Annotated in this window: 21 protein-coding genes and 1 pseudogene; 6 read left to right on the top strand and 16 right to left on the bottom strand. The window is 75.2% G+C overall.

The features are described from left to right. Position 1: 1 nt before the first annotated feature. The 4 genes from HEP85_RS01075 to HEP85_RS01060 all read right to left on the bottom strand — a co-directional run bounded on the left by HEP85_RS01075 (position 2) and on the right by HEP85_RS01060 (position 4,094). The gene (locus HEP85_RS01075; protein ID WP_168525302.1) at positions 2 to 1,297 is read right to left on the bottom strand and encodes an MFS transporter; all 1,296 of its coding nucleotides are present in this window, start codon (positions 1,295 to 1,297) and stop codon (positions 2 to 4) included. Beyond that, positions 1,294 to 1,833 (bottom strand): transcriptional regulator, encoded by a 540-nt coding sequence (locus HEP85_RS01070; protein WP_168525300.1) that lies wholly within the window; start codon positions 1,831 to 1,833, stop codon positions 1,294 to 1,296. Before HEP85_RS01070 ends, HEP85_RS01075 begins: the two co-directional genes overlap by 4 nt. A 204-nt stretch (positions 1,834 to 2,037) precedes the next feature. Further along, positions 2,038 to 3,030, bottom strand: coding sequence for a dTDP-glucose 4,6-dehydratase (rfbB, locus tag HEP85_RS01065; protein WP_168525299.1), 993 nt, complete (start codon positions 3,028 to 3,030; stop codon positions 2,038 to 2,040). Beyond that, on the bottom strand, positions 3,027 to 4,094 hold the full coding sequence (locus tag HEP85_RS01060) for a glucose-1-phosphate thymidylyltransferase (RefSeq protein WP_168525297.1): 1,068 nt from the start codon (positions 4,092 to 4,094) through the stop codon (positions 3,027 to 3,029). Before HEP85_RS01060 ends, rfbB begins: the two co-directional genes overlap by 4 nt. Positions 4,095 to 4,284: 190 nt before the next feature. Between HEP85_RS01060 and HEP85_RS01055 the strand changes: the two genes are divergently transcribed. Then, positions 4,285 to 4,704 carry an ester cyclase gene (locus HEP85_RS01055; RefSeq protein WP_168525295.1) on the top strand — a complete coding sequence of 140 codons (420 nt, stop codon included), beginning with the start codon at positions 4,285 to 4,287 and terminating at the stop codon, positions 4,702 to 4,704. Between the two features lie 174 nt (positions 4,705 to 4,878). Here HEP85_RS01055 and HEP85_RS01050 read toward each other — a convergent pair whose 3' ends face one another. Next, positions 4,879 to 5,847 (bottom strand): Gfo/Idh/MocA family protein, encoded by a 969-nt coding sequence (locus HEP85_RS01050; RefSeq protein ID WP_369657531.1) that lies wholly within the window; start codon positions 5,845 to 5,847, stop codon positions 4,879 to 4,881. 17 nt (positions 5,848 to 5,864) lie between these two features. Beyond that, positions 5,865 to 7,265, bottom strand: coding sequence for an NDP-hexose 2,3-dehydratase family protein (locus HEP85_RS01045; protein ID WP_168525293.1), 1,401 nt, complete (start codon positions 7,263 to 7,265; stop codon positions 5,865 to 5,867). Positions 7,266 to 7,529: 264 nt separating this feature from the next. On the opposite strand from HEP85_RS01045, the gene HEP85_RS01040 reads away from it, so the two are divergent. Next, positions 7,530 to 8,708 (top strand): glycosyltransferase, encoded by a 1,179-nt coding sequence (locus HEP85_RS01040; protein ID WP_168525291.1) that lies wholly within the window; start codon positions 7,530 to 7,532, stop codon positions 8,706 to 8,708. Between the two features lie 207 nt (positions 8,709 to 8,915). On the opposite strand, the gene HEP85_RS01035 is transcribed toward HEP85_RS01040, so the two are convergent. After that, positions 8,916 to 10,544 carry a condensation domain-containing protein gene (locus HEP85_RS01035; RefSeq protein ID WP_369657530.1) on the bottom strand — a complete coding sequence of 543 codons (1,629 nt, stop codon included), beginning with the start codon at positions 10,542 to 10,544 and terminating at the stop codon, positions 8,916 to 8,918. A gap of 185 nt (positions 10,545 to 10,729) precedes the next feature. Between HEP85_RS01035 and HEP85_RS01030 the strand changes: the two genes are divergently transcribed. Then, a complete protein-coding gene (locus tag HEP85_RS01030; RefSeq protein WP_329284281.1) occupies positions 10,730 to 11,356 on the top strand; it encodes a TetR/AcrR family transcriptional regulator in 627 nt (208 codons plus the stop codon). A gap of 126 nt (positions 11,357 to 11,482) precedes the next feature. Here the strand turns inward: HEP85_RS01030 and HEP85_RS01025 are convergent, their stop codons facing one another. Then, positions 11,483 to 11,944, bottom strand: coding sequence for a DUF2871 domain-containing protein (locus tag HEP85_RS01025; RefSeq protein ID WP_168525283.1), 462 nt, complete (start codon positions 11,942 to 11,944; stop codon positions 11,483 to 11,485). 197 nt (positions 11,945 to 12,141) lie between these two features. Here HEP85_RS01025 and HEP85_RS01020 point away from each other — a divergent pair, with 197 nt between their 5' ends. Genes HEP85_RS01020 through HEP85_RS01010 form a run of 3 tightly spaced genes read left to right on the top strand, consistent with a single transcriptional unit; the run spans position 12,142 to position 13,015 of the window. Continuing rightward, entirely contained in the window at positions 12,142 to 12,279 is a 138-nt protein-coding gene (locus tag HEP85_RS01020; RefSeq protein ID WP_168525281.1) for a hypothetical protein, read from the top strand. Next, positions 12,276 to 12,518: a hypothetical protein gene (locus HEP85_RS01015; RefSeq protein WP_329524811.1), complete on the top strand. Its 243-nt coding sequence runs from the start codon at positions 12,276 to 12,278 to the stop codon at positions 12,516 to 12,518. Before HEP85_RS01020 ends, HEP85_RS01015 begins: the two co-directional genes overlap by 4 nt. Then, positions 12,512 to 13,015, top strand: a complete 504-nt coding sequence (locus HEP85_RS01010) for a hypothetical protein (protein ID WP_329524810.1) — start codon at positions 12,512 to 12,514, stop codon at positions 13,013 to 13,015. Before HEP85_RS01015 ends, HEP85_RS01010 begins: the two co-directional genes overlap by 7 nt. A 383-nt stretch (positions 13,016 to 13,398) precedes the next feature. Here HEP85_RS01010 and rfbD read toward each other — a convergent pair whose 3' ends face one another. The 8 genes and pseudogenes from rfbD to HEP85_RS00970 form a co-directional block, all read right to left on the bottom strand. After that, positions 13,399 to 14,277 carry a dTDP-4-dehydrorhamnose reductase gene (rfbD, locus tag HEP85_RS01005; RefSeq protein WP_369658097.1) on the bottom strand — a complete coding sequence of 293 codons (879 nt, stop codon included), beginning with the start codon at positions 14,275 to 14,277 and terminating at the stop codon, positions 13,399 to 13,401. A 329-nt stretch (positions 14,278 to 14,606) separates the two neighbouring features. After that, positions 14,607 to 15,200 (bottom strand): hypothetical protein, encoded by a 594-nt coding sequence (locus HEP85_RS01000; RefSeq protein ID WP_248001761.1) that lies wholly within the window; start codon positions 15,198 to 15,200, stop codon positions 14,607 to 14,609. Positions 15,201 to 15,306: 106 nt separating this feature from the next. Next, positions 15,307 to 15,909, bottom strand: a pseudogene (locus HEP85_RS00995) (MFS transporter); the annotation flags it as partial. Between the two features lie 10 nt (positions 15,910 to 15,919). Beyond that, entirely contained in the window at positions 15,920 to 18,076 is a 2,157-nt protein-coding gene (locus HEP85_RS00990; protein ID WP_369657529.1) for a hypothetical protein, read from the bottom strand. After that, positions 18,073 to 19,305 (bottom strand): ATP-grasp domain-containing protein, encoded by a 1,233-nt coding sequence (locus tag HEP85_RS00985; protein WP_168525277.1) that lies wholly within the window; start codon positions 19,303 to 19,305, stop codon positions 18,073 to 18,075. Before HEP85_RS00985 ends, HEP85_RS00990 begins: the two co-directional genes overlap by 4 nt. A gap of 92 nt (positions 19,306 to 19,397) precedes the next feature. Next, entirely contained in the window at positions 19,398 to 20,450 is a 1,053-nt protein-coding gene (gene gntD / locus HEP85_RS00980) for a guanitoxin biosynthesis L-enduracididine beta-hydroxylase GntD (protein ID WP_168525275.1), read from the bottom strand. 96 nt (positions 20,451 to 20,546) lie between these two features. Further along, positions 20,547 to 20,783 (bottom strand): MbtH family NRPS accessory protein, encoded by a 237-nt coding sequence (locus tag HEP85_RS00975; RefSeq protein ID WP_168525273.1) that lies wholly within the window; start codon positions 20,781 to 20,783, stop codon positions 20,547 to 20,549. 126 nt (positions 20,784 to 20,909) lie between these two features. Next, the gene (locus HEP85_RS00970; protein ID WP_369657528.1) at positions 20,910 to 25,943 is read right to left on the bottom strand and encodes an amino acid adenylation domain-containing protein; all 5,034 of its coding nucleotides are present in this window, start codon (positions 25,941 to 25,943) and stop codon (positions 20,910 to 20,912) included. Positions 25,944 to 26,116 lie beyond the last annotated feature (173 nt).

Raw genomic sequence — 26,116 nt, 5'->3', positions numbered from 1 at the left:
GTCACAACAGGCCGGGCGCACTCTCCCGGGCGGGATCCTTGCCCGCCGGGTGATCTGGACCGCCGGCCCGGGCGGCGGCCCGCAGCGCCGCCTCGACCCGGCGGTTGCTGGTCATGGATGCCGTGACGGCCGTCATCGCGAGGAGGAGGACGCCGGCGGCGCAGAGCGGGGTGCGGATGTCGTAGGCGGTGGCCAGCCAGCCGCCGAGGAAGGCCCCGACGGGGGCGGCGCACATGGCGAGCATGCGGGAGGTGGAGGCGACCCGGCCCATCAGGTGGGCGGGGACGATCGCCTGCCGGAGGGAGGGGGCGAGCACCATCGTGGCGCCCATGCCGGCCCCGCAGACGGCGAGCGCCAGCCCGGCCACGTACGGGTTCGGGGCGGCGGCCAGGCCCAGGATGGCGAGCCCTTCGACGGCGGCCGTGCAGGTCAGTGCGGTACCGGTGCCGAGCCGCCGGCCGAGGAAGGAGGCGATGCCCGCACCGAGCAGGCCGCCGGTGGCCTCCGCCGTGAGGAGCAGGCCGAAGCCGTAGGTGTCGATGCCGAGGCGGTCGTGCGCGAAGAGGGCGAGGACGGTCTCCACGGCGAGGAAGGCGATGTTCCCGACCGCCGGGCGGAGCGCGAGCCCGAGCAGCACCCGGTCCCGGAAGACGTACGAGGCCCCGGCCCGTGCCTGCCGCAGCAGTGATTCGCGGGCCTCCGGCACGGGGCGGGGCATGGCGGGCAGCGTACGGACGAGCAGTGCGCAGAGCGCGAACGACACCGCGTCGGCGAGCAGGGGGACCGCCCGCCCGAGCGCGAGCAGGGCACTGCCCGCGGGCGGCCCGGCGAAGCCGGACGCGGCGGTCTGGGCGCCGCGCAGGCGGGAGTTGGCGCGCTCCAGGAGCGCGGGGTCGCGGCGGAGCAGATCCGGCAGGTAGGCCGTGGCGGCCGTGTCGAAGAAGAGTCCGCCGAGGCCGAGGAGGAAGGCGACGGCCGCGAGCAGTGGAATGCTCAGCCCGTCGAGCGCGGCCGCTGCCGCGGGTATCGCGAGCAGTGCCGCACGCGCCGCGTCGGTGACCCACATCGTGCGGCGGCGGTCCCATCGGTCCACCAGCGCACCGCCGAGCACCCCGAAGAGCAGCCACGGCAGGGTTCCGGCGGCCGTGACGACGGCGAGCGCCATCGGATCCCGCGTCAACGTCAGTGCGATCAGCGGCAGCGCGGCCTGCGTCACCCCGTCACCGAGCGAGGAGATCGTCTGCGCGGTCCACAGCCGTCCGAACCCGGCCGGCAACTTCCGGATGTCCGACGTCACTTGGCGCCCCCCTCGGCCTGCTCGCGCGATGCCGGGTGGAACAGTGCGAAGACGAGTGACGCGTCCGGCAGCGACGGATCGGACAGCTCCCGGTACTCGTCCGCCAGTGCCTGCAGCCGCGCCCCCAGCTGTGCGAACTGCTCGTCGGTGAGCCGCAGGTGCGCCATCCGCACATGCCGCTCGGTATCCGCCGGCGCTGCCTCCAGGTCCGCCACCGCGTGCCGCATCAGCACATCCGGCCCTCCCTCGCCGGGATCCGGCAGCGCGATCGACCGCGCGGCCATCGCGTAGTACCGCTCGGTGACCCCCCGGACCTTCCGCGTCCGTACCACCTTCACCAGGCCGGCCCGCTCCAGCAGCCGTACGTGGTAGCTGGAACTCCCCTTCGCGAGACCCACTCGCGCGGCGATCTGCGTGATCGTCGCGGGCTCGAAGCGGAGCACGGCCATGATCCGGTGGCGCGTGAGGCTGGAGACGGCGCGCAGCTGTTCGTCAGTGGTGACGTGGAACGTCTCGGGGAGATCGTCGGTAGGCATGCGAGCAATGGTCAACGATTCTTGACCATTGTGCAAGGGGAGGGCGCGCGGACTTCCGGAATCTGCTGTCCGGCGCGCGGGACCTTCTGCCGATGCCGCCCGCCCGCCGCGGATCCGGGGGACTGTCGCACCGGTGCCCCGAAGACCTGTACGGGTCTTCGGGGCACCGGTGTGCGACCGTGCGGCCGGCCGGGGCTCACCCGTTCACAGGGCGGCCTTGTGCTTGAGGGGTTCCCACCAGGAACGGTTGTCGCGGTACCACGCGAAGGTCTCCGCCAGGCCCTGGGTGAAGTCCTTGCGGGGCCGGTAGCCCAGCTCGCGGGAGATCTTGCCGCAGTCGACCGAGTAGCGCAGGTCGTGTCCCAGCCGGTCGGGCACGTGCTCGACGCTGTCCCAGCCCGCCCCGGCCAGGTCCAGCAGCAGTGTGGTCAGTTCCTTGTTGCTCAGTTCGGTGCCGCCGCCGATGTTGTACACCTCGCCCGGCCGGCCGCCGGTGCGCACCAGTTCCAGGGCCTGCACATGGTCGTCGATGTGCAGCCAGTCCCGTACGTTCAGCCCCTCCCCGTACAGCGGGACGCGGTGTCCGTCGAGGAGGTTGGTGACGAACAGCGGGATGACCTTCTCGGGGAAGTGGTGGTGGCCGTAGTTGTTGGAGCAGCGCGTCACCCGTACGTCCAGGCCGTGGGTGCGGTGGTAGGACAGGGCCACCAGGTCGGAGGAGGCCTTGGAGGCGGCGTAGGGGGAGTTGGGCCGCAGCGGGTCGCTCTCCGGCCAGGATCCCTCGGCCACGGAGCCGTAGACCTCGTCGGTGGACACGTGCAGGAAGCGGGCCCGGCCGCCGGGCCGGCGCAGCGCCGCGTCCAGCAGGGTCTGGGTGCCCAGCACGTTGGTGGTGATGAACTCGGCGGCGCCGAGGATGGAGCGGTCGACGTGGGACTCGGCGGCGAAGTGCACGATCTGCTCGTGTCCGGCGACGAGTTCGGCCACCAGGCGGGTGTCGCGGATGTCGCCGTGGACGAAGCGGAAGCCGGGGTGGCCGCGGACCGGGTCGAGGTTGGCGGGGTTGCCGGCGTAGGTGAGCTTGTCGAGGACGGTGACGTGGACGTCGCCGGGGCCGGCCGGGCCGAGCAGGGTGCGCACGTAGTGCGATCCGATGAACCCCGCGCCGCCGGTGACGAGGATGCGTGTGGTGGTCATGACGATATCTGCACCTTGCTGTGGTCGCCGAGGATGAGCCGGTGGGCGGCGGGGATCCGCGGGGCGGGGGTCACCTCCACGTTGCGTCCGATGATGGAGGCCTCCACGCGGCGGGCGCCGCGCACCGAGGAGCCGTCCAGGACGATGGAGAACTCGATCTCGCTGTCGGTGATGCGGCAGTCGGCGGCGATGGAGGTGAACGGGCCGACGTAGGAGCCGGTGATCACGCTGCCGGCGCCGATGACGGCGGGGCCCACGATGCGTGAGCCGGTGACGCGGGCGCCCTCGTCGATCCGCACCCGGCCGATGATCTCGCTGGCGGCGTCGACGTCGCCCTCGATACGGGGTTCGGCGTGCTCCAGGACGGAGCGGTTGACCTCCAGCATGTCGCCGACGTTGCCGGTGTCCTTCCAGTACCCGGAGATCGTCGTGGAGCGGACGTCGCGGTCCTGGTCGATCAGCCACTGCAGGGCGTGGGTGATCTCCAGTTCGCCGCGCCAGGACGGCTTGATGGCGCGGACGGCCTCGTGCACGGCGTCGGTGAACAGGTAGACGCCGACCAGCGCGAGGTCGCTCTTGGGGTGCTCCGGTTTCTCCTCCAGGCCCACGATCCGTCCGCCGGGGCCGAATTCGGCGACCCCGAACTGCTGCGGGTCGGAGACCTGGGTGAGCAGGATCTGGGCGGCGGGCCGCTGCGCGCGGAAGGCGTCGACCAGGTCCGAGATGCCGCCCACGATGAAGTTGTCGCCGAGGTACATGACGAAGTCGTCGTCGGCGAGGAACTCGCGGGCGATGAGGACGGCGTGGGCCAGTCCCAGGGGAGCGGACTGGGGGATGTAGGTGACGGCGATCCCGAACTTGGAGCCGTCGCCGACGGCTTGCATGATCTCGTCGGCGGTGTCCCCGACGATGATCCCGACCTCGGTGATGCCCGCGTCCGCGATCGCTTCCAGGCCGTAGAAGAGAACCGGCTTGTTGGCCACGGGCACCAGCTGCTTGGCGGATGTGTGGGTGAGGGGGCGCAGGCGGGTTCCGGCCCCGCCGGAGAGTACGAGAGCCTTCATGGCTTCGACGCTAGGAGCGGCCACTTGAGCCGGGATCGGGGATGGGCCGGGCCCACAGGCGCCCTCCAGAGCGGCTCCAGAGGCGGTGGGGATCCTCGGGGGCAGCGGCCGGTGGCGGGCTCCGCGGGGTGACCTGCGGGGCCGCTCCGCCCGGCCGTCCAGTGACGCGAGCCCAGAGAGGCACACAGGCATGGCAGACAACCACCGTGAACTCGTCCAGCGCTTCGTCGACATGATCAACAGTCATGACGTGAGCACCATGAGCGCGCACACCGCGCCCGGGCACATCGACCACAACCCGGTCGTCGAGGACGGCATCGAGGCCAACACGGCGTTCTGGGAGCAGATCTTCGCCGCGTTCCCCGACGTCAAGGTCGTCACCCACGACCTGGTCGTGGAGGGGGACCGGATCGCCGGCCGCTTCGAGTACTCCGGCACCCACCAGGGCACGTTCTTCGGCGTCGAGGCCACCGGGCGTCCGCTCAGCTTCCAGTCGATCGACTTCTGGCGGGTCGAGGACGGGCTGCTGGCCGAGCACTGGGACCAGCTGGACATGGCCGGGCTCTTCCGCCAGCTCGGCGTCGACATCCACGCCGGCCAGGACGCGTAACCCCGGCCCCGGCGGGCGGGGGCAGGAGCGGCCCGGCGCGCACGCGGTGCGCGCCGGGCCGCCCCGTGCCCCGTCCCCCCGTCCCCGCCCCGATTCCCGTGCCCGCGGCGGCCGCCGGTCAGGTGGCGGCCTACCGAAGGCGGGGGACGGGGACGCGGGACGGGGGAGGGGTGGTCAGAGGGCGGGCGGCCGGGTGGCGGCGGCCTGTTCCACCTCGTCCACGAGCCGGGCGTGGGCCAGCACGGCCTCGGTGTGCGGGGTGAAGTCCTCGCCGTCGAGGACGGCGCGGGCGAAGACGCCCGCGATGTTGGTGAAGTGGGTGTCCGGCGCGAGCCGGATCTCCTGGACGGCGCCGCCGCGTTCGACGTGCAGTACGGGGACGTGCTCGTCGGGGGTGCTGAAGGCGCGTTCCAGCCGCAGCCGCCCCTCGCTGCCCCACAGGTCGTAGCCGCTGCGGTAGGCGTGCTCGACACCGTAGGCGAGCTGGGCGGCCGCCCCGGACGGGGCCGTCAGCAGCGCGCCGCCCGCGGGAGCGGGCCCGTGCGGGCCGGCCGGGCGCACCTGGGCGCCGGCCACCCGCAGGCCGGGGCCGAGGAAGAGCTGGGCGGCGCGCAGCGGGTAGGCGGCGACCTCGGGCAGGGTGCTGGCGCGCCGCGCGGCGCCGTCACTGTCGGGGCGCAGCGGGATGCCGAACTCGGAGCCGAACAGCTGCAGTTCGCCGATCAGCCCGTCGTCCAGGAGCCGGCGGACGTGTGCGTGCTGGGAGTGGTGCAGGAACATGAAGCTCTCCATCAGCAGCAGGCCGCGCTCGCGGGCGAGAGCGACCGCCTTGTCCGCGTCGGCCTGCCGCAGCGCGAACGGCTTCTCGCACAGCACGTGCTTGCCGGCCTCCAGCGCCCGCAGTGTCCACTGCGCGTGCAGCTCGGGCGGCAGCGGCACGTACACCGCGTCCACGTCCGCACGCTCCAGCAGCCGCGCGTAGCCGGCCACCGGCGTGCCGCCGAACCGGTCGGTGAACGCCCGCGCCCTGTCGAGGCTGCGGCTGGCCACGGCGCTGACCTCGACGAGCGGCTGACGGGCCATCGAGGGCAGCATGCGCCGCCCGGCGATGTCCGCGCAGCCCAGCACGCCGACCCGCAGCACCGGTCCTCCCGGCCCGCTCACCGGGCGTACGCCCCGCCGCGCGCCCAGGCCGCGCGCAGCCCGGTCAGCAGCGTACGGGCCTCGATGTTCAGGTAGTTGCTGTGCCGCAGCAGCGCGGACATCTGGTCCACCGTCACCCACAGGAAGTCCTCGGGCACGTCGACGGGGAAGTCGCCGCCCACCTCCATCAGGACGTAGCGGTTGCCCGCGTGGTGGAAACGCCCGCCCTCCTCGGACTGCACGGTGTCGTACAGCAGCGAGCCCGCCTCGGCCCGCAGGACCAGGTCCAGGAACCGCGGCTGCCGCGGTGCGGGCAGCGTCAGCGCGCGGCCCGGCTGGCACTGCACGGTGGGGCCGAGCTCCGCCACGTCCAGCACACCCGCCTCGGAGCGGGCGTGCGCCAGCAGGTGCGGCACGCCGCCGATGCGGCGCACCAGGAACGCGGACAGGCCCTGTTCGGCCGGCGCGAGCAGCGGCTGGGTCCAGCGGGTGACCTCGCGGTTGGCGGCGGCCACGGACGCGGCGATGACGGTGAAGTGGTGGCCGCTGTCGTGGGAGATCCCGTCCTCGGTGCGCCGCCAGCGCCGTACGGCCGACAGCGGCATGCTGGTCTGCACCAGCTCCCGGTGCGCCTTGATCTCGGTGAGCCGGTTGAGGAGGTGCTCCATGGAGTGCAGCGGCGGCCCCTCGTCGGAGAAGGACGGGATCAGCGACAGCACGGTACGGGCGTCCATGTTGACCACGTTCGACTCGTGCAGCAGCTGGTGGATCTGGCCGAGCGTCAGCCACACGAAGTCCTCGTGCTCGGGGACGGGGCCGAGCGCCTCCACCACCATGTTCCGGTTGCGTTTGCGCAGGAACCAGGAGCCCTGTTCGGACTGCAGGGAGTCGAACAGCACCCGCGAGGCGGTCCGCGGCGGCGCGAAGTACTCGATGTGGTTCACGGGGGCGCCCCGGTGCACCCCGGTGTAGTTGCTGCGGGTGGCCTGCACGGTGGGGGACAGCTGGACGGTCTCGATGTTGCCGGGTTCCATCTTGGCCTGCATCAGGCAGTGCAGGACGCCGTCGAACTCCTTGACGACGATGCCCAGGATGCCGATCTCCGGCTGGTTGATGATCGGCTGCGACCAGGACTCGGCGTGTCCGTTCCACTCGGTGCGCACGTGCAGGCCCTCGACGGAGAAGAACCGGCCGCTGTCGTGCACCAGGTTCCCGGTGGCGCCCTGGAAGCGCCAGCCGACCAGCTCGCGGAAGGGGATGCGGCGCACCTCGTAGCGGTTGGTGCGGCGCTGTTCGGCGAACCATTCGCGGAAGACCGGGTTGGGTGTCACCGGGCTGTCCAGGGTCTGGGCCGACAGCGTGAAGCGCCGCCCGAGGCCGGTGAGGGCGCCCGGGGGCACCGCTTGGGTGATGGTCATAAAACATGACTCCTTCGCCGTGTCCCGCGCGCCCAGGGCCAGGCCGCCGCCCACGACGATCCGGCAGGGCGATCGGCCGTTGCTGGAGGGCGCCTCGAAACACCCCGCACGCCACCTCGAGGCGCACCCCGGCACCCGGCCCGGGGGAGGGGCGCGAAGGGCCGCCCACCGCGCCCGCCCGCTCCTCCCTCCCCGCTTTCTATCAACGCTAGATATATTGTCACCGCTAGACAAAGGGGGCGGGCGTCCCTACGCTGAGGCGGTATGAGAATCCTCTTTGCCAGCGCGGGCAACTTCGGGCACGTCTATCCCCTGCTTCCCTTGGCGAAGGCCGCGCGCGCCGCGGGCCACGAGGTGGTGTTCGCCACCGGCGAGCAGCTCCACCCGGCCCTGCGGGCCGCCGGCCTGGAGCCGGTGACGGCGGGCCGCTCGGTCCCCGAGGCGTTCATGGAAGCAGTGCGCGGTAGTGACTCCCTCGAGCACGACGGCGCCGACCTGGGCGCCCAGGATGTGCCGCCGGAGGTGCTGGCGGACCTGCATGTGAAGGTGTTCGGTTCGGTGCTGCCCCGCTGGGTGGCCGCCGACCTCGCCCCCGTCCTCGCCGGCCGGCGCCCCGACCTCGTCGTCTACGAGGCGATGAACCCGGGCGCCGCCTTCGCCGCCCGGCTGGCGGGCGTGCCCGCCGTCGCGCACGGCGTCGGGGTGATGGCGATGGGCCCCGAAGAGGCCCGGATCCAGGAGGAGTTGCTGGCCACCGCGGCCGACCTCGGCGTGGACGTGCCGTACGGCCAGCTGCTGGCACTGGCCTCCACGTACATCGACATCTGCCCGCCGTCCCTGCAGGACCCCGGCTTCCTGGCCGCCCCGCTGCCGCGCATCGAGCAGCGCCCCGTCGCCTACGGAGAGCCGGGCGAACTGCCCGCGGCCGTCCGCGACACGGACGGCCCGTTCGTCTACCTGACCCTGGGCACCGCACTGGGCTCGGTGGACGTGCTGCGCACGGTCATCGACGGGCTGCTGCCGCTCCAGGTGCCGGTCCTGGTGGCGACCGGCCCCGTGGTGGCCGTCGCCGACCTGGGCGAACTGCCCGAGCGCGTGGTGGCGGTGGAGTGGGTGGCCCAGCCCGAGGCGCTGAAGCGGGCGGCGCTGGTGGTGCAGCACGGCGGTGCGGGCACCACACTGGCCGCGCTGGCGGCCGCCCTGCCCCAGCTGATCCTGCCGCAGGGTGCCGACGGCCCCGCCAACGGCACCGCCGTGCGCGACGCGGGCGCCGGCGAAGTGATCTTCGCCGGGGACCTGTCGGCCGACGCGGTCACCGAACAGGCCCGCCGCATCCTGGGCGACGAGAGCTACCGGGACGCGGCCCGCAAGGTCGCCGCCGAGATCGCCGCGATGCCCGGCCCCGCCGAAACCGCCGCCCGCCTCCCGCAGTTCACCGCCTGACCTGCCTGACCTGCCTGACCTGCCTGACCTGTTCGGTCCGTTCGCCTCCGGGTGCCGATCCGCCGGCCGCCCGGTCCCCGGCTCCGGTGCGCGCGTGCACTCCCCCGGTACGCGCGCACCGGATGCCCCCGGCCGCCGTACGGCAACCCGCAACCCGCAACCCACAGCCCGGAGTTCGGGGTCCGGGGGTCCGGAAGGGGGTGCGGGTCAGGGCAGGGGTACGGCGAGAGGGCGGGCGGCGGGCGCCTCGTCCCGTGCGGCCGGTGTCTCCAGCAGGTCGTCGACCGGCGTGTGCGGGGACGAGGTCACCAGTGCCGTCAGCGCGGCGCGCAGCGCGCGGGCGAGCTGCGCGGCCTGCGCGCGGGTGAGCCGCGCGCAGGCGAACTCCAGGCTCAGCAGGGGCTGTTCGCGCCAGCGCAGCACCGTCAGGGCGGCGTCCGCGGTGACGGCGCCCGGGTGCCCGTGGTGGAAACGCGCGGTCAGTCCGCCCGCCCGCAGGCTCTCGGGCAGCAGCTCGTCGCGGGCCGCGAACGTCACCTGCGGCGCGGCGGGGCGGAAGTGGTCCGCGGGCGCCCCCACGGCGCGCGCCGCATCGGCGTCGTCGGCGTCCGCGTACTGGAGGGCCTCACTGAACGCGCAGGCGATACCGCGCAGGAAGTAGTCGACGCCGCCCTCCAGTTCACAGGCCACCGGCACCGTCGCCGCGCACGGCACGGCGGTGCGCAGCAGCTCCGCGGTGGGCCGGCGCGGCATCTCGGTGCCCACCAGCAGCCGTTCGCGGCCCGCGCGCCGGCCCACCGCCAGCGCCCACGCCGCCAGCAGCACCGTGCTGTGCGGCACACCGGCCCGCCGGGCCGTCGCGTCGGCCGCGTCGCGCAGCCGGGTGCCGAGGCCGAACAGCAGCCGCTCGCCGCGGAAGTCGAAGGCGGCCGCCGGACGCGCGGCGGGAGCCAGGTCCAGGCCGGCGGCCAGGGAGCGCAGCCGCTCGACGCGTTTGGCCGGCAGCACCCGCGCCGGGCCCGGCACGTCCGGGGCCGGCCTGTCCGGGCCGGGGCGGGGGGTGCGGTCCAGCGGGCGGCGGCTCACGGCGCGGTCGTAGTCGGCGAGCAGTTCCTGCCACAGCAGGGCGGCCGACCGGCTGTCCGCCACGGCGTCGTGGTGGACGAACGACAGCAGATGCGAACCGGCCGCCAGCGGGGTCAGCACGAAGGCCAGCGGCGGCAGGCCGGGCCGGCCGACCAGCCGCCCCGCCCGCGCGGCCAGCCGTGTGTGCGCCGCCGCCACCAGGTCCTCGCCCGGGGCCGCCGTCACCGGCTCCAGCGTGACCAGCGGCGGGGGGCAGACGGCGAGCACCCGCCGTACGGGGCCGCGCGGGGTGGCGGCGAAAGCCGTCCGCAGGCCCTCGTGCCGTGCGCTCAGGGCGGCCAGCGCGCGGCGCAGCGCACCCGTCTCCAGCGGCCCGGACAGCTCGGCGCTGACGATCCGGGCCACCACGCCGCCGCCGGCGGCCCGTTCGGCGGCGAGCGCCGCCGACTGGCCCGGCAGCAGCGCCCGTACCGCCCCGGCCCGGTCCCCGCCGCCCGCGGCCCGCACCGGCGCCGGCCGCGCCCGGGCCAGTACGTCCGCGAGGGGGGCGGGGCCCAGCAGCTGGGCCAGGTCCACGGCCAGGCCCAGCTGCTGCTCGGCACGCGCCTGCAGCCGTACGGCCTGCCCGAGGCCGCCGCCCAGCGTGATGAAGGGGGAGCCCGCCGCCCCGGCCGGCAGGACGCGCCGGTCGCAGCCGATGACGTCCGCGGCCAGGTCGAGCAGCTCCTCCAGGGGAGTCGGCGTCAGCATGGGTGGCCCTCTCTGTGGGCAGTCGTGCCCCGATGCTGGCGCCCGCGCCTCGAAGGCCGCTCGAACGCGGCCGCACGACGGCAACCGCCCCGCCGTACGGCGGGCCGGCACCCCCCCGCGAATTTCAAAGACAGAAACCCTATCACTGACAGCTCGATTATCGCTGAAAGTGCTAAAGTCGGTCCATGACGCTCCGAGAACGACGCCTGCGCGAGCAGGCCCAGCGCCACCGCCTGATCCTCACCACGGCCCGCGAGATGGCCGAGGCCGAAGGCTGGGACTACGTCACCACGCGGCGTCTCGCGGACCGTATCGAATACAGCCAGCCCGTGCTGTACCAGCACTTCAAGAACAAGGACGCCATCGTCCACGCGGTCGCCCTGGAAGGTTTCGCCGAACTCGCCGCCGCGCTGCGCGCCGCCCGCCTGGGCGAGGCGGAGCCGCGCGCCGCGCTGGACGCGGTGGCCCGCGCCTATGTCGACTTCGCCGAGCGGGGGCCGGTCCTCTACCAGGCCATGCTCACCCTCGACCCGGGAGACGGCGACGCCCCCGCAGGCACCCCCGAAGGCACTTCGGGAGGCGCTTGCGGGGACACGCCGGCGCCGCTCGCGGACGTCCTCGCCGAGATCGGCCTCGCCGTGGCGCCCGTCGCGGCCGGCCGCGACGGCGAACTGCTGGCCGAGGTCCTGTGGAGCGCCTGGCACGGCCTGGCCGCCCTCACCGGGGGCCGCCGTCTGCGCCCCGGCCTCACCGGCCGGCGGCTGGCCGCGCTGACCGAGGTCCTGCTCGGCCCCGCGGCCCAGCCCGCCTGACACGACGGCGGCCCGGACCGCGGGCCCGCGCGCTCGCGGCCTCGGACGCCCGGTGGTCCAGAGGCGCGGTGGTCCGGGGGCGTGCCGGTCCGGGGGTCCGGTGGCTCAGACCGGGAGTCCGGTGCTTCAGACCGGGGTGCCGGCCGTCTCGGCCTGCTGCTCCGGCTCGGCGGGTCCGGTTTCGGCGGGCTCGTTGAGGCGCTTGCCGATCAGCACGAACAGCAGGATGAGCCCGACCGTGAGCAGGGTGTGCCCCAGGCCCGCGGTGAGCGGCACGGCCTCGGGCACGTGGTCGCCGAGCACGGTCTCGGTGCCGTGCACGAACATCATGGCGACGGTGATCGCGATGCCCGCGTTGTAGAACCAGAAGAAGTACGTGAACAGTTTCGTCCCGGACAGCCTGAACTGCTTGTCCAGGGCGAGGACGATGAGGAAGCCCATCATGCCCAGCGAGAGCAGGTGGGTGTGCATGAGCGCCAGCTGGGTTTCACCGTCGAAATCTTTGGCCTTGGTGAACTCCCGGTAATACAGACCGGAGATCACTCCCAGGATCATGTAGACGTGTGCCGCGTAATACGACTTCCGCATCCCCGTGCTCGCTCCCTGCTGGTTATTGCTGGTCAATTCAGGCCCTCACGGGGGCCATTGAAGCACTCCGGCGTGAACCCTTCGGCCGTTTCCGGAGATCGTTCGAGCCGCCCTCCAGCGGGCCTCGAGGGACTCTGTGAAGTCCCGGGCCACGCTGGGGCGTCGAGGTTCGTCCACGCACGACGAGAGGCATCCGCATGAGGCACTCCCGTACGGTCGCGGCCGTCGCCGCGGTCACCGGACTGGTCCTGGCCGCCGCGGGCGCGGCGAGCGCCCAGGTCACGCCCGGGCCCGTCACCCCGCCGTCGCCCCGGGACACGGAGGAGGCCGTATGAAGCACCCCCGCGGCGTCACGGGCGTCGCGGCCGCCGTCGCGGCCACCGGACTCGTCCTGGCCGCCGCCGGCGCGGCACCCGCGCAGACACCGGCCGGCCCGGAGCGCATCACCTCACGGGCGCAGCTGGCCCGCGGCATCGCCGGGGCCGTGGCCCAAGAACGGGCCGCCGCGAGCGCGCCGTTGTCCCCGGCGGCCCGGGGAATGAGCGTCGACGTCTCCTCCGTGCTGCCGTGCTGACGCGGGGTCACGCGCGCCCGGACGCGGCCGCCGCCGAGGCGGACACCCGTACGAGCTGGTGCCCCAGCGGGGCGGCGCACGCGCCGGAGTCGCTGGTCCTGGGCGTGCGCTCCGGCCTCGACGGACAGGTGACGTATCTCGCCGACGCGGTCCCGGCCGCCGCGGTGCTCGACCAGATCCCCGAGGACATCGAGCCGCGCCGGATCCTGCGGTTCGCCTCGCACTGCGTCACCGACTGCGCCAACCGCCGGGGCGGTGACTGCACCCTGGTGGAACGGGTGGTGGCGGCCTACCCGGCGCCGGCGGGCGGCGCGGTGCCGCGCTGCCATCTGCGGGCCGGCTGCCAGTGGTGGGCGCAGGCCGGCGTCGAAGGCTGCCGGCGCTGCCCGGCACTGGCCACCCGCCACCCCGCGGACGACGAACTGGCCTCCCTGGTCGCCGACCCGGACGTCACCCCCGAACAGCTCGCCGCCTGGACCGCCGCCCGCCGGGACTGACAACACCCGCCCACCGGACCCCCGTTCACCGGACCGCCGCCCACGAGCGGCGCCGACACGCACCGGCACCGGGGTCGGCACCCGGGGTCGGCACCTGGGCTTAAGCACCCGGGGTCCGGGTCGGGCGGGTGGCCGGGGGTCGCCGGACGGACCGTAACGCCGCCTGGTGGAGCGTGCGTAAGCGCCCGCGCGCCGACGCACGGCGGCCGGGCACCGCCGCACCGCCGCGGTCCCGCCACGGACCGGGGTGTCCACCCGCCGGACCACAACGCCGCCTCGCGGAGCATGCCGTGCCGCCGCGCCGTGCCGCCGCGCCGTGCCGTGCGTCGCGCCGTGCCGTGCGTCGCGCCGCGGCCCGTGCGGCCGGGCTGAGCCGGTTCGGGTCAGGAGGCGACGTCGCAGGAGGTGAGGGTGGTGAAGGCGGGCCGGCGCAGTGCCTCGGCGAGCGACGTGCGCCAGTCGGGGAGGGCGGGCAGGCCCGCCGCGGCCCAACGGGCGTGGCCCAGGACGCTGAACGCGGGCCGGCGCGCCGGGCGGGCGAAGGCCGCGGAGGAGGTCGGGCGCACCCGGTCGGGATCCAGCCCGCTGAGTTCGTACGCGGCCCGGGCCAGGCCGTACCAGGTGGTGCGGCCGGCGGCGGTGGCGTGGTAGACGCCCGGCGGGGCGTCGCCGGCGCGGCCGAGCGCGACCAGCAGCCCGGCCAGGTCGTAGCACCAGGTGGGCTGCCCGTGCTGGTCGTCGACGACGTCGACGGTGTCCCTGCGGGCGGCCAGGCCGAGGACGGTCGCGACGAAGTTTCGTCCGTGTTCGCCGTACAGCCAGGCGGTGCGCACGATGTAGCCGGTGTCGGGCAGGAGTTCGGCGACCGCCCGTTCGCCGGCCAGTTTGCTGCGGCCGTAGGCGTTGACCGGGCCGGTCGGAGCCGACTCGGGGTAGGGCTCGGTGCCGTTTCCGGGCAGCACGTAGTCGCTGGAGACGTGCAGCAGCCGGGCGCCGGTGCGACGGCAGGCGAGGGCCAGGTGACGTACGCCCGTCCCGTTGACGGCGGTCGCGGCGGCCTCGGCCCTCTCGGCGCCGTCGACATCCGTCCAGGCGGCGCAGTTGACCACCACGTCGTGGCCGGCGACCGCGGCACGGACGGCCCGCGGGTCGGTGATGTCGAGGGCGGCCCGGCCGAGCGCGGTGACCTGCCCGCAGGCCAGCAGCGCCCGCACCTCGCGGCCCAGCGCGCCGCCGCCCCCGGTGACCAGCCAGCGTGTCATCGACCGCTCCTCGCGTGAAAGGGGCCCGGCCCGCGGGCCGGGGAGGAAACACATCCCGCGCCCAGGGGGCGCGCGGCGGCACGGCCCACCGCCCCGCTCGTCCCGCGCACGCCACCCGCCACCCGCACGCCCGTCCCGCACGTGGCCGTGTCCCCGGACCGGCCCCCGGCACCGGACGGCCCCGGGCGCCGTCGCACAGCCCACACCCTCCCGCACCCGGCCCGACAGCGCACCGGCGACCACACCTTCCCGCACCGCACACCCGCAACGGCCGGACACGGACCGGGCGGCGGACCACGCGGCCCACGCGGCCCAACGGGCCCGTCGGGCTAGGCGAGTTGAGCGGGTTGGGCGGGCCGGACCGGCCGGGCGGAGCGCGTCACGGGCGGGGCGGCGGTCAGCGAGCGCACCTGGGCGCTGCACAGCGCCGCCGCGGTCACGCACACCACCAGCGCGGCCCCGCCCAGCAGCGCGCCGCTCGTCCCGGCGTGCGCGGCGACGGGACCCGCGGCCATCTCGCCCACCGGCAGGGCCACGAACGAGCCCAGCGCGTCGTAGGAGTACACGCGCGCCAGCCGGTCGGCGGGAATGTTCTCCTGCAGCGACACGTCCCAGGCCACCCCGAACTGCTCCAGCGCGATGCCGTTGGCGAACATCGCCGCGCCCAGCAGCAGCGCCCCGCCGCCCCGGGCCAGCACCACCAGCGGCAGCGCCTCCACCGCCACCGCCGCCACTCCCACCAGCAGGATCCGCCGGGCCCGGGAACGGGCGGCGAACACACCGCCCAGCAGCGCCCCGGCCATCTGCGCGGCCAGCACCGCGCCCCACACCCCGCGCCCGAACGTGGCATCGGCGACGGCCGGTCCCAGCACCTGCACGCCGCCCGCGACCACGGCGTTGACCACCATGAACTGCCCCACCACGATCCACACCCAGCGGCGCGCGGTGAACTCCCGCCAGCTCTACCCGCAGTTCCCGCAGCGGACGGGTACGGCCCGGCGCGGGTCCGGGCGGGCGGGCCGACCCGGTGCGCACGGCGAGGAAGCACCAGGCCGCCGCGCCGAACGCCGCCGCACTGCAGGCCAGCCCCCAGCCGGCCCCGCACCCGGCGGCGACCGCGCCGCCCAGCGACACACCGGCGATCATGCCGAGGTTGGTGCCCATCCGCATCAGCGCGCCGGCCGGGCGGATCAGGCCGGCCGGCACGGTCTGCGGGGTCAGCGCGGCGGAGGCGGGCAGCGACAGCGCGGCCAGCGCGCCGTTGAGGACACTGAGCACCGTCAGCAGGGGAAGGGAGGTGACACCCAGCAGCACGCTCAGCGCGATCGCGGTCTGCGCCCCGCACGCGGCCAGCGCGGAACCCCGTAGGACCAGGGTGCGCCGTATCCGGTCGGCGAGGACCCCGCCGGCCGGCAGCAGCGCCACGTTGGCCACCGAGCGCGCCCCGACGACCAGGCCCAGGGCGGTGGCCGAGCCGGAGGCGTCCAGGACGGCGAAGGCCAGCACGACAGGGGCCATCGCGTTGGCGCAGTACACCAGTGCCCGCCCGGCGGCCAGCCGGCGGAACGGGCGGTGGCCGAGCGGACCGCGCGGACGCGGGGCGCGTGCGGGCGCGGCGGTGGCGGGGCTCATGGCGGCCTTTCTACGGACGGGGCAGGACGGTGAAGTGCACCCGGGAGACGCTCACGCCCAGGTCCTGTACGGCGAAGGGGCAGAAGTAGTAGGCCTGCGGGGTGGCCCGGGGGGCCAGGTCGAGGGTGAACTCGGCGTGGGCGCGCCGCCCGGCGACCGCGTCGACACGGCGCAGCACGGGGCCCACCCGGGCGTCGAGGTAGAGCGGCAGCACGATGCCCAGGTTGAGGGTGCCGTCGCGGGGGGCCACCGCCTCCACCACCACGTGCAGGGTGCTGCCCGCGGCCGCCTCGGCGGGTGCCTTCACGCGCAGTTCGACGGCGCCGGTGTGGGCGTTGGCGACGTCGCCGCAGCGCGCGCACACCGTCTGGACGGTGTCGGCGATCGCCGGTACCCGGCCGTGACGGCGGTAGGAGCGCAGCGGCCGGCCGCAGGCGCACGGGGTGTCGAGCGCGACGGGCGTCCCGGCGGTGCTGCGCTCGCCGAAGTAGGTGGGGAAGGCGAGGACGGGGTCGTCGTGGTGCTTGGCGAAGCGGTGGGCCAGCGCGAGGTCGAGGGACTTGGTCTCGGCGGCGATCGCGGCCAGTGCCGGGCCGGCGTCCGGTGCGGAGCGGGCCACGGTGCGCACCGCGTCACGCAGCACGGTGTCCGCCAGCGCCCGCAGCCGGGGGCGCAGCGGGTAGTCGGGGCCCAGCAGCCCGCTGTCGAGCAGGCCCGACAGGCGGGCGCCGAGCCGGTGCAGCGGCGGGTACGGGGCTGCCGCGCCTTCCTCCCCGTTCCCGGTCCCGTCTCCGGGCACGTCTTCGTGTGTGTCCGCGGACCCTTCCCGGGCACCGCCCGCCGTGCCCGGGCCGGAAAGCCCTGAGATGCCGGAAGAGCCGGAAGAACCAGGGGAGTTGAGGGAGTTGAGGGGACCGGAGGACTCGAAGGCGTCGGCGGTGCGGGTGTGGGTGTCGGCGGGGGAGTGGGGGCGGGACGGGCCGAGGCCGGAGGACTGCAGGCCTACCTGGACGAACGCGGGGTAGGGGTTGATGTCGTGCAGCTGCCGGTTCATGGCGACGGCGGCGCTGCCGGCGTCCGCGGTGGCGGTGAGCCAGGCCAGGTTCTCCGGTCGCTGTCCGTCGCAGGCGGTGAGTGTGGCGACGACGGTCTGCGCGGGTCCGTCGAGCGCGTTGAGGAGGATGAGGTACTTCGGGTCGTACATCGCGTGGCCGGCGAGGGCGCCGCTGAAGCAGTTGGCCAGCACCAGTTCGGCGGCCCGGATGCCGCGGGCGGGGATGAGTTTGTCCTGCGGTTTGGTGCAGCCCAGGCCGTAGGCGCAGCGGGGTCCGGGCATCCCGGGCGCGGCCGCGGCGGGGCTTGCTCCGCACAGGGTGAACTGGCCGAGGTTGAGCTGGTCGTCCTTGCCGTTGCCGTGGAAGAGCACCCGCCGCCACACCTGGCCCAGCGCGATCTGCCGGACGTCGAGGCGGTGGACGTCGGCGGCGCCGAGCCATACGTCGGCCTGCGGCGCGGGGGCGGCGGTGTCGAGTTCGGACAGGACGCCGACCGGGGCGTCAGGGGTGACGCGGGCGTACTGCTTGGCCGCCATCCAGCTGAGGCTGTGCACGTCGCGGCCGGTCAGCAGGGACAGGGGGCGGCCGGTGGCGTGGGCGGCGTCGAGGGTGTGCTGCACGGCGTCGGCGCGCAGGCCGGCGTATACGCCGACCAGCAGGACGGATCCGGTGTCCGGCAGGTCGTGCGGGTCGTCCACCCAGTGGCGGGCCAGCGGGCGGATCAGCGCGTTCAGCGCGGCGGGCAGCGGGCCGCCGGCCACGACGCCGGTGTCGCAGGGTTCGGGGGTGCGCAGGCCGCTGTAGACCTCTTCGGCCAGGGCGATGCCGTCCAGCAGGTCCGTGCGGGGGCCGGTGAACACCGGCAGGGGTCCCCGGCCGCCGGCCACGGCCCGCGTGTAGTCGCCGAGCGAGGTGTACGGGGCGAACAGCGGCTGCTGCCCGGCACCGGGCCCGGTGCCGGCGGCCGAAGTCGGCACGGCGGGCGGGGTGTTCGCGGGGATCGTGACGGCGGGGGCGGTCCGGGCGGCCGAAGTCCGCACGGCGGGCGGGGTGTTCGTGGCGGCCGGAGTCCTTGTGGCGGGCGGGGCGGTGGGGGTGCTCAGGGCGTTCACGGGTGGTCCACCTTCAGCTCGAAGTGGTCGAGGACGGCCTGCATGCGCTGTTCGACCTGGTCGGCGGTGGCGCCCTCGACGTGGACGTAGCCGGTGGAGGCGTGCGAGGCGCGGGGCGGGTCGAGGACGTCGCCGGGTGCGGCGTCCAGGTGGGCGCCGATCACGCCGGGCAGCCGCAGCAGTTCCTCCTCGGAGCTGATGTGGACCACGCGGCCGGGCCGGGTGGGCAGCAGCAGGTCGCCGACCGCCCGGTCGCGGGTGTAGACGGGCTGCGGGACGCGGTCGAGGTAGGTGTCGAGGATGACGTGCAGGAAGTCGAACCCGTAGGCGAGGGAGTGGTTGACGGGGACTTCGCAGCCGCTGAGGCGGGCGGCGACCTCGCTCATGAAGAAGGAGCCGTCGTCGGTGAGGAAGAACTCGCCGTGCAGGTAGCCGAAGGGCAGGTGCAGGCCGTCGGTGAGCCGCTGGGCCAGGGCCCGTGCGTCGACGGGGAGCCGTTCGCCGGGCGCGTAGGTGATGTTGGCGTTGATCGCGCCGTCGAGGACCTCCAGGATCGGGCGGGGGTTCTTCGACAGGTAGGCGTCCACGACGCGGCCGCGGGCGACGACGGCGCACAGCTGGAACTCGCGGCCGCGGATGAACTGTTCGGCCATCCAGTCCAGGGCGGGGTCGAGCGGCGGGATCGCGGCGAGCGCGGCGGGGGAGTCGACGCGGTAGGTGTGCAGGCAGGAGTCGGAGTCGACGGGCTTGAGGACGACCGGCCAGCCGTGGGTGTCGCCGAACGCGGCGACGTCGTCGAGGCTGTGCACGGCGCGGTAGGCGGCGTGCGGGATGCCGAGTTCGGCGTAACGGTCCTTCATGGTCTTCTTGTTGCGGACCCAGGCGACCTGGCGGGGGGTCAGGTGCGGCAGGTCGACGAGGGCGGCGAAGCGCTGGGCGCGGTCCTGCAGCGCCTCGTTGGGGTTGCAGAAGAACCGCGGCCGGGGCAGGCCCCGGGTGCCTTTCATCCAGCGCAGGTAGCGGGCGGCCTCCTCGTGCAGGGGGGCGGCGGTGCGCAGGGTGAACGTGGGCAGGTGCGCGGTGCGCCGGAGGTAGTCCTCGCTCAGCGGCACGCAGTCGAAGCGCAGCAGGACGACGTCCACGTCGTCGCGGGCCAGGACGCTGTCGGTGAAGGCGGCCCGGCGGCTTTCGACGAGCAGGACGGCGGGGCGGGAGGGCGTGCTGGGCATGGCGGTCTCCAGAGGTCGGGCGGGTAAGCGCGGGCGGGCCGGGGCGGACGGGGCCGTGCGGGCGGGGGGTGGACGGGGCCGTGCGCGGGGTGTCAGCCGATGACGCGGGTGGCGCCGTCGAGGCGGCCGGGCCGGGTGCGCCGCAGGTCGCGGACGAGGTTGACGCGCTTGAGCCAGCGGTCGGATCCGTCGAAGCCGGCGCTGAAGGGGCGCCGTCCGTGCACCACGTTGCGGTTGTCGAGGAAGCAGACGGCGCCGGTGGGCACCAGCACGTCGGTGAGGTTGGCGTCCAGGTGCGCCACCAGCCAGGCCAGGGCCCGTTCGGCCGCCCGGTCGCCGGGCAGCGCGGTGAAGAAGTCCCGGTCGATGCGGAGCACCGGCAGGTCGCGGTGGCCCGACAGGACGGCGACCGGCTCGGCCGCGGGAGCGTCGGCGGCGAACTCGTGGGAGGTGTCGGGCAGGGCTGCGAACCGGGGCTGGGCCAGCACCGCGCGCACGTCCGCGGGCACCTGGCGTACGTCGACGTGGGCGACGGTGGTGGGCACCCGGCCCGGGTTGCGCAGTGCGAACAGGCCGACCCAGTCCGCCCGGTGGGGGGAGAAGGCGTCCTCGGTGTGCCAGGCCAGTTCCAGTGCGCTGGAGGCGGAGACGAGGCTGTGTTCGTAGCCCTTGCTGGGCAGGATGTCGGTCACCAGCCGGCCGGCCTGCTGGGTGGCCCAGCCGGTGATGTCGCCGAGCAGCGCCGCGTACAGCACCAGCAGGCAGCCGTGGACCTGGCTCGCCTCGGTGCCGGCCGCGCTCCAGTGGCCGGGGGTGGGTCCCAGGGCCGCCTGGTCGACGAGGTGGCCGCGGACCAGGGTGGCGTGGGTGTTCTCGTCGCGGCGGGCGGAGTTGAGGTGGCGGCGGACCGCGAGCGGCAGTTCGTGGGCGATCACCGGGGCCTCGTCGACGAACCGGGGGTCGTCGGCGGCCTTGAACGTCTCGGCGCAGGACGCGGCCAGGGCGTGCGCCGCGCGGGCCTCGCGGGCGGTCAGGTCGAGGACGTGGTGGCGGGGGTCGCCACGGCTCGGGGCGGGCAGGGGACCTGCGGGGGCGGCGGCCGGGCGGGAGGAACGCGTGGGGCGGGCGGGGGCGATGACGGTCATGGCGGGTCCCTTACGGCTACAGGAGCGGGTACGGGTGCGAATGCCGGTGCGGTGGGCGCTTGCGGGCGCGGGGCCGGTCCAGCGGGTGGTCCGGGTTCAGCGGGTGGTCTGCAGGTGGTCCAGGCACAGCTCGTACAGGTCCTCGGCGTGGGTCTCGTGCCAGCCCTCGGGGGCGGGTACGCAGGCCGGCCACAGGGCGTGGCGGTCGCGGGCGTCGGACAGGACGACGAAGGTGGCGTACTCGTCGGCGAAGGGGTCGTCGGCCGGGGGCGGGCCGAGGACGGTCAGCCGGCCGTCGGCGTCGATACGGGCGGCGCGGCCGGTGCGCCACATGAGGGCGGTCTGCCCGCCGGGGGCTTACCAGCGGGTCGGGCAGGAAGCGTTCGCCGGTGGCGGCGGGGGCGCCGGTGTAGCCGTGGGCGACGCCGGCGCCCGCGATGTAGAGGCTTCCGGTGCGGCTTACGCGGCAGGCCGCAGCTGCGCGTCCAGGACGTAGGCGCGGTGGCCGGGGGCGGGCCGGGGCCCGGCGGGGGTGTGTTCGACCCGCAGATGGCCCTCCGGCCAGCCGCCGGGCACGCTCAGGGTGAGGTGCTCGGCGGCGGCGCGGGCCGGGAGCGCCTCGCTTACGGCGCCCAGCAGCACGCTCGCGCCGCAGCCGCGCAGCCAGTCCAGGACGGCGGCGGGTGCGGCACCGTCCAGGGGGGTGGCGGGCAGGTGGACACGGGCGCCGGAGACGAGGGCGGCGAGCAGGCCGAGGGCGGTGTCCGCGTCCGGGTAACCGGCGCTCAGCCAGGCCGCGTCGGCGGCCGGGGCGAGGGTGGCGGCGACGACGCTCTCGGGGCCGATCTCCACCAGCGAGCCCGCCGCCGTGCCAAGCCGCGTCCGCCGTGCCGGTGGTGTCCGGTGTGGCGGGGGCCAGGACCACCGGGTGCGCGGGGTGCGGCGGGCGGACGGGCCGGGCCGGGGTGGCGGGCAGCAGGTCGGCGGCCGGGTCGCGGACCAGGCGGGCGGCTTCGGGGACGGCTTAAGCAGCACGCGGTCGGCGGCCTCGTCGAGGAGCAGGACGGCGGGCCGCGCGGAGGCGGGCAGCGGGCGGGCCGGGTCGAGGGGCAGGCAGGCGGCGCCGGTCTTGGCGATGGCGAGGACGGCGACCGCGAAGCCGGTCGGTGAGGCGATCGCGGTGGCCACCGCGGTGCCGGGGCCGGCCCGGTGGGCGAGCAGGGCGTGGGCCAACAGGTCGGAACGGGCGTCCAGTTCGGCGTAGTCCATGCCCGCCAGGGCCGGTGCGCCGGGGGTACGGGCGGCCTGCGCGGCGAACAGGGCGGCGACGCCCGCCTCGGGCAGCTCCAGCGCCTCCCCCGCCCACCGCCGCGCACCGTCGGCGGGGATACCGGGCGCGGCGCGCAGCCGGCTGAGGGCGGTGGCGGGCGCGTCCAGAGCGGTTTCGAGCAGCGCGGTCAGCAGGCCGGTCAGGTGCGCGGCGGCCGTCTCACCGACACTCTCGTGGTCGAAGGCGGCGCTGACGGTGATGCCGGCCGGCGCACCGGCCGGGGTGTGCCGTTCGGTCAGTGTCAGGCCGAGGTCGGCGTCCTGCGCCGGGAGTTGCGGCGGGGCCGCCTGCACGGTGAGCCCGGCCGCCTCGTACTCGCCGCAGCTCTCCGTGAGGACACTCAGCGCGATGCCGCCGGGCCGGGCCAGGGCCGCGCCGCCGGCGCGGTAGGCGGCGAGGTCGGCGGTACGCACCCGCCGCAGCAGTTCGGTGAAGGCCGGGTCGCCGGAGGTGTCCACGGACAGCGCGAGCACCCGCCCGTAGGGTCCCACGGCGCGGCGCAGCGCGGCGCTGTCGCGGGCCGGCACCGGCGCGGCCAGGGTGATGGTGTCTCCCGCGCCGAGCCGGGCGAGCAGGGCCGCGAGCGCGGCGTGCACCACCATGAACAAGGTGGCGCCCTGCTCGGCGGCCAGCCGGACCAGCCGCTCGTGCAGGCCCGCGTCCCAGTCGAGGTCGAGACGGCCGCCGTCCCGGCCGCCGGCCGGGGACGGCCCGCTGCCCGGCAGCACGGTGGGCGAAAGATCACCGGCCGCCGCCCGGGGAGCCGCCTGCGGCATGCCGCCGTCCCGGTGCGGGGCATCACCGGTGGCCCGCGCCCCGTAGGCCAGGGCCAGTTCGGCGGCCAGCGGGGTGTGCGACCACAGGTCGACCAGGCCGGCGGGCACCGTGAGTTCCAGCAGGTGGTCGTCGGCGGCCAGGGTACGCAGCCGGGTGCCCGCCGATCCCAGCCGGCTGTTGCGCAGCGCCTCGTGACGGCGCCCCAGGTCCCCCAGGGCCTCCTCCAGCGCCCGGACGCTCAGCGCGCCGCGCAGCCGCAGCGGCAGCACCGCGCAGCCCTCCCCGGCGCAGGCCCGGCCGGGCCCGGTGGCGTCGGCCGGCCGGTCACCGGCGAGAGCGGCGAACAGCGCGGGGGTGGGCGCCTCGTACAGAGCGCGGCTGCCCGGGTCGGCGCCCAGCACTGCCCGCGCCCGGGCCAGCAGCCGGGCCGCGGCCAGCGAGTGCCCGCCGATCCGGAAGAAGTCGGAGTCGGCGTGGACGGTGCGCCGCGGCACCCCGATCACCTCGGCGAACAGGTCACGGACGATCTCCTGCAGAGGGGTGCCGGGCGGCGTGCCGGGCCGGTCGGCGCTGAACGCGGGCGCGGGCAGCGCGGCACGGTCCACCTTGCCGTTGGCGTTCAGCGGCAGCGCCGCCAGCGTCATCAGCGCCGACGGGATCATGTAGTCCGGCAACTGCTCCTGCAGATAGGCGCGCAGGACGACCTCAATGTCGACGGTGCTCCCGAACGCGGTCGGCGTGTTGGCGCAGGCCCCGGCGGGTACCTCGGGGCCCGCGTACACACCGGTCAGGGGACCGGCGGGCACCTGCGCCGGGTCGACGAAGACGATGTCGAGGAGCCGGCCCTCCTCGGCCGACCAGGTCGGCAGGGCCCGGTAGCCGACGCGCTCCCCGGCCGTGCACAGCTCCTCCGGGTCGGGCGCGCTCCCGCTGTCGCCCAGGTGGGCCGCGGCGCCGGCGAGGCCCGCCGCGCCGTCCCGCAGGGCGCGCATCGCCGTCCACTCTCCGTGCACCCGCCGGTTGGGCACCCCGGCCAGCCGCACGGCGGCGGGCCGCCGCGTACGCAGGTACGCCTCCACGCCGGCCGCGGAGGCGGCGTCACGGCCCCACACCAGACGGGGCGCGGGGGAGAGGTCCAGAGCGGGGGCGGCGGTGGACAGCACCGCCTCGTAGCGGTAGCGGGTCAGTTCGTTGTGCGCGCCGCCGCGCTTGACCCGCACGTCCACCGCGCGCACGGCGGGCAGTTCACGCGCCCAGGCGGCGAACAGGGCCGGAGAGAGCAGGAGTTCGGTCTCCAGCGCCACCCGCTGCTCGACGGCACGCCACACGTCCGCGCCGTCGCCCGGCAGCGGCTGCCCGGCGCGGGAAGCGAGTTCGACCCCGGTCTGCAGGCAGGGCGCCAGGTCGAGGTTGCGGACATCGCCCAGCAGGACCGAGCCGCCGGGCGCGAGCAGCGGCAGCACGCCCTCGACGACGGAGCGCAGATAGGCGAGATGGGGAAAGTACTGGACGACCGAGTTGACGACGACGGTGTCGAAGTGCCCCGCGGGCAGGCCGTCCAGTTCGTCGGCCGCGCGGCAGCTCAGCCGCACCTTGCCGCGCAGCCGCTCGTCCGCCCCGGTCTGCGCGCGCAGCGCCTCGATGACGGAGGCGGAGAAGTCGGTCGCCCAGTACTCCTCGCACTCCGGCGCGCCGGCCAGCCGCGCCATCAGCAGACCGGTGCCGACACCGATCTCCAGGACACGCCGCCCGCCGAGCTCCCGGACGCGCTCCACCGTCGCCGCCCGCCACTGCCGCATCTGCTCGAGCGGGATCGGCCGCGCGTCGTAACTGCTGTTCCAGCCCGCGAAGTTCTCCCCGTACGCGGCCCCGGCGGCGTCGTCGTAGAGCGTCTCGTAGATCTCCTTCCACTCGGTGAGCTGCTCGCTCTCCCGCGCCGCGGCCCGGTGCGCGGCCGGCACCACGTGCGCCACCAGACGCCGCTCCCCGCCCGCGGCGCTCTCAGCACTCTCGGTGCTCTCAGCGCTGTCGGTGTTCGCGGTGTTCTCGGTGTTCGCGGTGTTCTCGGGGGTGGTGTGCACCGACACGACCGCCTCGGACACCGCCGGGTGCGCGGTCAGCACCGACTCGATCTCGCCGAGCTCGATGCGGAAGCCGCGCAGCTTGACCTGGTTGTCGACCCGGCCGGTGAACTCCATCTCCCCGTCCTCGCGCAGCCGCACCAGGTCGCCCGTGCGGTACAGCCGGCCGCCGCCGGGGGTGAAGCGGTCCTCGACGAACCGCTGCGCGGTCAGCTCGGGCCGGTCCAGGTAGCCGGTGGCCAGCCCCGGCCCGCCCAGCAGGAGTTCACCGCTGCCACCCGGCACGGCCGGCCGGCCGTCCGCGGCCACCACGACGGCGACGGTGGCACCCAGCGGCCGTCCGATCGGCACGGTCCGCGCGTCCTTCGCGACCCCGGTCACCTCGTGCCAGGTGGCGAACGTGGTGGTCTCGGTGGGCCCGTACACGTGCAGCAGCCGCTCGGGGCCGCCGGCCGCCAGGACCTGCCGTACCCGGCGCGGGTCGCAGGCCTCGCCGCCGAACAGGACGGTGCGCAGCGGGGCGAAGGCGTCGGGCCGTTCGCGGGCGATCTGGTGGAACAGCGCGGTGGTCAGGAACACGGTGCTCACCCCGTGCTCGCGGACCGCGGCGGCGAAGCGGGCCGGATCGATGACGGTGTCCTTGGCCAGCCCGACCAGACGGGCACCGGCGGCGAGGGTCGACCAGATCTCGAAGGTGACCGCGTCGAAGGCGGGGTTGGCGGCCTGGGCGACCACGTCGTCCGGTGTCAGGCGCACGTAGTCGGTGGAGGTGACGAGGTCGAGGACGGCGCGGTGCGGGACGACGACGCCCTTGGGGGTGCCGGTGGTCCCGGAGGTGTAGCAGACGTAGGCCGCGTCCCCGGGCCCCGGCCGCACGGCCGGCAGGACCCCGGGCCGGGCCGCGATCAGGCCGGCGTCCGCGTCCAGGTCGACGGCCACCGCGTCCAGCCCCGCGTACTCCCCGGCGCCGGAGCCCTCGGTCAGCACGGCGCGGGCCGCGCTGTCCCGCACGATCAGCCGGCGGCGCAGGCCCGGATGGGCCGGGTCCACCGGCACGTACGCCGCGCCGGCCCGCACCACGGCGAGGAAGGCGGTCACCAGACCCGGGCCCGGCCCGAGCGCGGTCACCACCCGGTCCCCGGGACCGACCCCCAGCGCCCGCAGATGGGCGGCGAGACGGTTGGCGGCCACGCTCAGCTCCCGGTAGGTGAGCGAGACGTCGCGGCCGCCGGCCGAGGGGTGGATGACGGCGGTCGCCTCGGGCCGCGTACGGACGTGCTGCTCGATCAGGCCGGAGAGTGACATACGGGCTCGCTCCTTCGACAGCGGCTCGGAAGGACGGACGGCTCCGCCTTGGCAAAACCTTGCCAAGATGTTGGCAACAAGATCTTGAGGGTGCGTCTCGCACCGCTGGAGCACCACTGGAGCCGCGGGTGACGGCCGACGGGCGCTTGCGCGGGGGCGGTCGACCGGCCTGG

It is taken from the genome of Streptomyces sp. RPA4-2, from assembly GCF_012273515.2.
Classification (GTDB): Bacteria; Actinomycetota; Actinomycetes; order Streptomycetales; family Streptomycetaceae; genus Streptomyces; species Streptomyces kaempferi.
Note: the sequence above shows the minus strand (reverse complement) of the source record. Positions and strands in the feature narration are given on the sequence as shown.